The sequence below is a fragment of the Bacillus sp. 166amftsu genome, from assembly GCF_900107445.1.
Lineage (GTDB): Bacteria > Bacillota > Bacilli > Bacillales > Bacillaceae_G > Bacillus_A > Bacillus_A arachidis.
The window spans coordinates 1-7,557 of sequence record NZ_FNQA01000046.1; the positions used below are offsets into that span (position 1 = coordinate 1).

General features: G+C 31.3%; 7 protein-coding genes. 6 read left to right on the top strand and 1 reads right to left on the bottom strand.

Features of this window, described 5'->3' with window-relative positions; genetic code table 11:
• Positions 1 to 354: 354 nt before the first annotated feature.
• The 3 genes from BLV40_RS27245 (at position 355) to BLV40_RS29710 (ending at position 3,184) form a co-directional block, all read left to right on the top strand.
• Positions 355 to 669, top strand: coding sequence for a hypothetical protein (locus tag BLV40_RS27245; RefSeq protein ID WP_090695730.1), 315 nt, complete (start codon positions 355 to 357; stop codon positions 667 to 669).
• Positions 670 to 1,689: 1,020 nt separating this feature from the next.
• Positions 1,690 to 2,856, top strand: a complete 1,167-nt coding sequence (locus tag BLV40_RS27250; protein ID WP_090695731.1) for an RICIN domain-containing protein — start codon at positions 1,690 to 1,692, stop codon at positions 2,854 to 2,856.
• Between the two features lie 196 nt (positions 2,857 to 3,052).
• The gene (locus tag BLV40_RS29710; RefSeq protein ID WP_280138983.1) at positions 3,053 to 3,184 is read left to right on the top strand and encodes a hypothetical protein; all 132 of its coding nucleotides are present in this window, start codon (positions 3,053 to 3,055) and stop codon (positions 3,182 to 3,184) included.
• A gap of 539 nt (positions 3,185 to 3,723) precedes the next feature.
• Here BLV40_RS29710 and BLV40_RS27260 read toward each other — a convergent pair.
• A complete protein-coding gene (locus BLV40_RS27260) occupies positions 3,724 to 4,731 on the bottom strand; it encodes an ETX/MTX2 family pore-forming toxin (protein WP_090695735.1) in 1,008 nt (335 codons plus the stop codon).
• A 471-nt stretch (positions 4,732 to 5,202) separates the two neighbouring features.
• Between BLV40_RS27260 and BLV40_RS28775 the strand changes: the two genes are divergently transcribed.
• The 3 genes from BLV40_RS28775 (at position 5,203) to BLV40_RS27270 (ending at position 7,166) form a co-directional block, all read left to right on the top strand.
• Positions 5,203 to 5,376, top strand: a complete 174-nt coding sequence (locus tag BLV40_RS28775; protein WP_170833728.1) for a hypothetical protein — start codon at positions 5,203 to 5,205, stop codon at positions 5,374 to 5,376.
• Positions 5,377 to 6,197: 821 nt separating this feature from the next.
• On the top strand, positions 6,198 to 6,665 hold the full coding sequence (locus tag BLV40_RS27265; protein WP_090695737.1) for an NUDIX hydrolase: 468 nt from the start codon (positions 6,198 to 6,200) through the stop codon (positions 6,663 to 6,665).
• A gap of 234 nt (positions 6,666 to 6,899) precedes the next feature.
• The gene (locus tag BLV40_RS27270; RefSeq protein WP_090695739.1) at positions 6,900 to 7,166 is read left to right on the top strand and encodes a hypothetical protein; all 267 of its coding nucleotides are present in this window, start codon (positions 6,900 to 6,902) and stop codon (positions 7,164 to 7,166) included.
• Positions 7,167 to 7,557 lie beyond the last annotated feature (391 nt).

Below are 7,557 nucleotides of genomic sequence, written 5' to 3' on the forward strand. Positions count from 1 at the left end.
ATCAATGTTCAATTAATCTTTGAATTTTATCTTTCTGAACATGTATTTATCTTTTAAAAATGCTGCCAAGATAAGTTTTTTTTCCAAAAATGATAAGGTGACCCCACATCCATCAACTTAAGAATTTAATAACACTCTAAACAAAAAAATGTACATTTTCTCCTAGGTATGTACATTTTTTTGTTTAGAGATATTTGCTTTTCTTAGCTTGATTGTGATGTAGCGAGAACCCATTTTTAAAAATAGATTCCAATAGAAATTTAAATACCTCTTTCAAATAAATACAATCTTTGCACCAGAACCATATATACTATATGAACGTATACAATAAACATAATTAAAGGAGAATAGAACTTGATAAAACATATACTCAGTTTCATTCTTGGAACAATTGTTATATTAATTGGTTCCTTTTGGGTTATTCCTTACACCCTTGAAGCAATTGATAGTAACGTAAGCCATATTACTCGTGACAAAAAGTATTTTAGTAAGCTATATGACTATGATATTAACCTTTGGATAATTGCAATCCTTATATTTTCCATTTTTTGTGCAATTACTGTTTTTATATCTAAGTTACCTAATTATAAGAAGAAAAGAAGTACTCATATAAAAAAATATAGTCATACAAATCAGCGTAAAAAAACAAAGAGAAGGCGTCGTAAATAATTATTTTTTATGAAACAATATGGATGTTTTTGCCCCTCCCCCTTTTCGGGGGAGGGGCAAAGATACCCAATATACATATTTTATTTTGGATAATAACACTCTAAACAAAAAAATGTACATTTTTTTGTTTAGAGTGTTATTAAATTCTTAAGTTGATGGGTGTGGGGCACCTTATCAAAAAAAGAAAATTGTACGTTTAGACACAATTTGGACATATTTTAACCGGTTCCCTGTACGTTAAGGAATCGGTTATTTAATTTAAAATATCCGAGCAGCCTTTAAACAATCATTTTGACTATGTCCGTACAACTCCAAAACAAAACATAAAAACTCCTCAATTTCATTGCTTAGAGGGTTGCTATTATTATTAAGTTAGTGATCCCTGAATGAAAATTTTCTTTGTAGCTAATTATTTATAAGAGCAAATCATATTTAAATCTTCATTTGAATATGCAATGATGCATACCCAAATAAAGGGAGTGTCTATGCATCATATGATTAAATTATATTAATAATATTTAAATTATATTTAAATTTTTCTATAAATTATAATAGTTATTTTTTTGTTGGATATATAAAGTTGTAACTATTATAATTACTTAAATGAAATTAAGCAATCATTTTAGAAATATAATATTTCCACTCATATTAATACGTAATAGTTAAATTATTCAATATAATCGACAAAATTCTACTATTTACGCATTGAAAATTTAATGTTTTAATAAAGGTGTAATTGGTATGACCACTAGAGAAAGGAGAAGATTATACAAATAAAAGTGCAGGAAAGTAGTTGCAAGTAACATTATGTCAGATTAATTTTTGTAATACTCAGTTAATTAGTTCTAGAAACAATCTAGAATCACTAAAGTATCACATTTATGAAAAATAGCATTCTAAGTCTCTACATAGCAAAATGATCTTATTTTATTCCGAGGTGAAAGTATAAGCAATGTACAGCATAATTTCATCTTTTGTAATCTTGTAGAGATTTTGCCGACAAAACTAGGGGGTAATATTATGAAGTCAATATCAAAAAAAGTCATGGCAGGATTACTTGTAGGAGCAACGAGTCTATCTATCTGGGCTCCTTCAAGTCAAGCAGCTCCAGCGAATAATGCATATCATACTATTCATTTAGCGGCTAATTCAAACATAGTTTGGGATGTATATAGAGGATGGGACTCTGATGATGCAGGAATTCTTCTATATAATGGAGATCGTGGTGACAATGAACAATTTGTATTTTTTCCACTTGATGGAGGGACATATGCAATTGTAAATAAAAATAGTGGAAAAGTTGTAACAACTGGCTCTGGGTGGATTGCTCCTAATACTATGTCTCACAGTAGTGAAGCTTTGAAACAAGCAAGGTGGACTGGTGCCGCTACTGATCAATGGTATTTACGAGACAAGGGAAATAATAATTATGAAATTGTGAACCAAGGATATGGGAAAGTTGCATCTTATGCGAGGGCTGGGATAGGTCCATTAGCGACAGATTTTGTAGATTTGGATGACTCAAACCCTTATGATAATGATAGGCTATTTCACATTCCAGCTGCTGCTCGCAGTACTTTTTCATTACCAACCTTACCAGCTATAGGAACTAGACCAAATGCTCCAGTTTATAATACAAATGGATCTACTGATCAACAATTACCTCAAACTTCAGAGTCTGCTGTTGTTGCGGCAACTTTAATACCATGTATTATGGTAAAGGATAATAGTGCGAGTGATTATACAAAAATACACAATTCACCATATTATGTTTTGGAAAAAGAGGAATATTGGGAGAAAGTAAGTTCAGAAATTGTTCCTGCTGGTGGCACTAGTAAGTATACAGTTAAAAGAGGTGTAAGTACTGTAGATCAACAAAAGATGACTGATACGCTTGCTATGAACTTTGGAGCAGACTTAGGATTAAAATTTGGAGACCAATCTTTATCACTTAAATATGGTATCTCAAAAACATTACAAACAGAGGTTAGTAAAACTTCTACGGATGCAACGGAAGAAACAAAGGATAAGACTTTTACAAGTAAATCTGATAAAGACACAGGACTTACAGTATATCAACTGGTAACAAAATATACGTTAAAGAGAACAGACGGTTCAGCTGTTTCAAGTTCTTGGAGTGTAAGAGACGGTAATCAAACACTAGAAAGAACAATAACTGCTCAGTAAGAAATATATTGCAGATATATATCAACAGTAAGTGGACAAGCAAAGCGAAGTGATGGAACCCCCTCAAAAAATGAGGGGGTTCCCTTGTTACACTTATGTGTTTGCATCAAATGGGGCCCCGCCAAAATGGATATTGTTTCAGCGGATATTAAAAAATATTAGGAGAACACTTATGAAAACATTTTTTATAGGAAGTTTGTCAGTAGTAGTAATACTAACATGTATATCTTTGGAGGATACATTAGTAGATAACAAACAAGCAACAATGAATCATAATGACGAAACTGAAGAGGTAGATTTAATGTCTATTTTACCATTCGAGCATTAATAAATAGTTGTAGAAGTTAGCAATTACTAACTTCTGTAGGCTAAGATAAAACATCCCAAGTAAAGTGTTGCAAAAATTAACATATATGCAACGTCTTCCTTGGGCTTGATTTTTATAGCGTCACAACGTTGCATATATTATGTTGCAAATCATTTTTCAATAATAGCGTGATATTTGTAGAAAAATAGAAAATAGATTTTTGCAACGTCAGTAAGCGTTTATGAACATTTGAAACCTCTAAAATTTCTTAGTGTATAAAAATGTTAAAATGTGTGCGCTATCCCTTTTAAAATGAAGGTAAGTTGTTATTTTTGTGAATAGTTAGGTCAACGTTAAATTTTGATATAAAGGAATGGTATAAATAAAAAATGAAACAGCGTTCTAACTTTATGAAAGTTGTTAGATCAATATTTAAAGCTACACGCTTAATAAGTAAAATCATAAAGCCTGTATTACGTGCATTATCTAAAAGTCGATAATGGACTAAAGTATAAAAAAGAGCCCTTCTCACTCAAGAGGGCTTTTAGTTTTAAAGTATTTTAGTTTTCTTTTTTTACTTCTGGTTGTACTGTATAAGTGTGACCTTCGTTAGTAACAGTGTAATCTTCATTAGTAGATGCATCCGTACCACTAGATGTAACAGCAAGTGCTCTAGGTTTCATTTCAACAGGTTTTACAGTTACAGAGAACTGTGTTCCATATTCAGCTGAGTATTTACCTTTTCCTTTTAGAGTAACTTTATCATATAAACGATCTGAATAATCATAGACAGGGGCTACATTCAAATCAGAGGTTCTGCTATTGTTATATCTAAAAGCATCATACCATAGATTCTGAAGATTATTACTTGTCATTCTAGAACCATCTGAATAATTAACTTTTCCTGTTATAGTAGAAGTAAGGTCTACATTTCCATTTATTTTAACAGTATTTAAAATTACAGAAACCTCTACAGCTGAATGTGCAGGAACCACGATATTTTGCGGGCTAGCGGTATAAGTATAACTCTCGGTCTTTGTATTTTCATTTGTATTTGAGAAATTATATTCAGTAGATATTTCAACACTTCCCTCTCCAATACCCGGAATACCAAACGATGCACCAGCAGTTACTCCTAAGTTAAATCCATGTGTAGTGGAACTAGAAACAGAATGCTCAATTGTCTTTGAAAATTCATTTGTAGTAAAGGTTTGATCATGATCTAAATCATTTTTGAAAATTGTCTTCCCTACGAATAGAGTTTTTGCATTAGTAATAGGAGAACCATCTTCTTCTACAGACATTTTTACTACTTTATCAAGAACAAACTGTGGGTTTTTAAAATTCTTATACCGTGTATCACCATTTTGAAGCATACTAAACATCTTTTTGAAGGGCTCATCCCAATTTTCTATATAAGGTTTTTCTTCTCCCGCTGCTATATTTTGGATAGGGTTAATTTGAGCTGCACTTGCTGAACTTGGAGATGCGAATGCAAATGAAGCACCAATAGCTCCAATCATAGCAAGTGATAAAATTTGTTTAGTCTTCTTAGTGTTTTTTAACATATCACTAACTCCTCTTTTAAGATTATAAAAATCTTATTTTTTTTGTATTTGTAATAAATGAATTACTATCATTCTATAACCTAAGTGAATTTTACTTAAAGTCTTATAATTCATGTTGACAAGTTCATCTTAATATATATATCTTTCAAAATACTTGCATAAATATTACAAAAGTCTTGCGAAAATCTATTTTCTTTTTTTGATATGGTGACCCCTGTTAGAAAAAAAAACAAAGATTGCCCCTCCCTCCAAACAGGAGGGAGGGGCAATAACTCCCGTTAACGATAATTATGTAAATGAGCTATCCAAATGGATGGCTTATTTTATTTTTTTGCTTAGCGTGGTTTTTTCCCGAAATGATATGGTGAGGCCTAATAAATCCCAATATTTGTTATGATAGTTTACAGGTTACAAAATTAAAATTGAATTAGTTGAATCAAACAACTAAGTTAAACCAAGGAGATATAAAACATGTTAAAATTACTCGTTCCAGTAATCGTTATTCTAGCAATGGTATTATTAAAGAAGAAAAAAGAACAGAAGGAGCAAGGAAAGTCTAACACCAAGATAAACATGGTAGCAGGAGTAATGATGGGAGTTGGACTTGTTGGTATGATTTACGCGCTATATATGGCAACTATGTAAACTTTTATAAAGTTTCTGAAGGGGTTAAAGGGTCAAATAAAATCATAAAGGGGTGTATGATAATGAAACGTAAGGTACTTGTATGTGCTTTACCTATACCACTCTACCCTAATCACCGAGTTTGATACCCTTAAGAAAGAGCTTGTATCTTAAGGGTAAAGGGTTTGTCTTTATTTATTATTATGGACAGTGATTTAGAGGAATAAACATACTCGGTGATTAGGGGATAGGTAACTATTTCAAACATTTGAAAGCTCGGTAATTGGGTAAATAAAAAATGCCGTATCATTCTCCCTGTAAGGAGGCATGAGGGGGGTCTCTATTAGGAGAGGGATGGTGCGCTTATATATTTTAAAAAGAAAAGACACCCTAAGGTGCCTTCCTCCGACTTGATAACCACTTTAATTTTAATAACATTGGATTCCCATCCGAATACTATTTTACCACGTTAAGTAATGTTGGTCATTGAGAAAGTCAAATACGTAGTGTTCATATATAGTACCCCTAGGAGCATGCAAGATTTAATACAGTTTTTTGGATGATCCAACAACAAACGAGAATCCTAAAATCCATGCCAGGATAGAAATGTATAAGATCATGAATAGAATCATAGCAAAGAAAAAGTCGGATTCCTTGTGAGAGTAGGAATCCGACTTTTTCTTTGCTACCAATAATGAGACGTTATGTTAACTATTAATGTATCTAATATACAATCTATAACCACGATAATTAAGAGATTATCTATTCTATGTACATGAAAAAGGAATTGCACTTATAATTAATTTTGAATACACAAAAAAATCTGTTTTTAGGAGTCTATTATGGGATATATTATGGATTTAAGAAAAGTAGTAGGTAGTCGTCCGTTAATTATGACAGGGGCATGCATCGTTTTATTAGACAAAAATCATAAATTATTATTACAGTTAAGGCAGGATAATAATTGTTGGGGATTACCGGGAGGTTCGTTAGAATGCGGGGAGACCTTAGAAGAAGTAGCAAAGAGAGAATTGTATGAGGAAACAGGCTTAATAGCCAATAATTTAAGATTGTTTAATATCTTCTCTGGCAAAGAGTTTTACTACAAATATCCTCACGGTGATGAAGTATATAACGTAGTTGCTGCTTACATATGCAATGATTATGAAGGTGAATTAAAAATAGACAAAAGAGAAGTTAAAGATCTACACTTTTTTGACATTCGTGAACTTCCAAGTAATATCAGTCCTCCTGACTTTCCAATAATAAAAGAATTTATAAAAATGATTAAACGTACTAATGAATATTAAATAATGTTTAAATAAACTTCATTACCTTACTTCCAATAACGGAAATTATGTAAATACGAAACCCCTTCAGCAAGTAAACTGGAGGGGGTTTTTCTAAATACATTGAATACCGATAAGTAGAGTTATGTCAACTTAGATAAGCAGCCTTATTTACAACATAAAAAACTGAAAATTCATGATATAATAAGCTTGCTAATATCTATAATTTGGAAAAAGAATACTAGGAGGAAATTTATGCGATCATTTGTTGGACAAGAAATAATTAATTATAAAACAATAGACAAGGTGTTGCCAATTTTAATTTTACTATCTGCTACTTTAACTTTTAGCATCGATCGATATTTATATGTTACATTCTTCTTATTAGGGATTATGTGTATATATAGAAGCATAAGAGATTTTAATTTAAACGTAAATGTTTCATATATAATGATTGGTCTTGAGTTAGTATTAGGTGTATTTTTAACTATATATATGGCATTTAAGTATTTAGTTGCTTAGATGAAAATACAAAGAAAGAATACCGCCTTTAAAGGTGGTATTCTTTTTTTGTATTAATGAAATGTTTTTTGTTTACAGGTTTCTTGTTCTCTTTATTTACAGTATTTTGAATGTATACTTTTATTGTGTATTTTGAGGATATCAAGGGATTTGTTGTAAAGTCAATATTTAAGGGAAAATGAATGTAAACAAATATTGAAAAGTTTACTTTCGATAAAATAAAAAAGAGCCTTATTAATTTAGGGCTTTTTTTCGTTTTAGGGTAATTTTGAATTTTTAAGTTGATGGGTATGTGGTGGTACCCCACATCCATCAACTTAAGGATTTAGACTATTTTTGAAGCTAAAAGCACGTTACTATTCTCTTATGTTAATGAGAAAGGGTGACGTGC

What these genes read in the sequence shown, in the direction of transcription:
- BLV40_RS27250 (WP_090695731.1), top strand. Translation starts at nt 1,690, where the DNA reads ATGAAGTCAATATCAAAAAAAGTCATGGCAGGATTACTTGTAGGAGCA.
- BLV40_RS27260 (WP_090695735.1), bottom strand. Translation starts at nt 4,731, where the DNA reads ATGTTAAAAAACACTAAGAAGACTAAACAAATTTTATCACTTGCTATG.
- BLV40_RS28775 (WP_170833728.1), top strand. Translation starts at nt 5,203, where the DNA reads ATGTTAAAATTACTCGTTCCAGTAATCGTTATTCTAGCAATGGTATTA.
- BLV40_RS27265 (WP_090695737.1), top strand. Translation starts at nt 6,198, where the DNA reads ATGGGATATATTATGGATTTAAGAAAAGTAGTAGGTAGTCGTCCGTTA.
- BLV40_RS27270 (WP_090695739.1), top strand. Translation starts at nt 6,900, where the DNA reads ATGCGATCATTTGTTGGACAAGAAATAATTAATTATAAAACAATAGAC.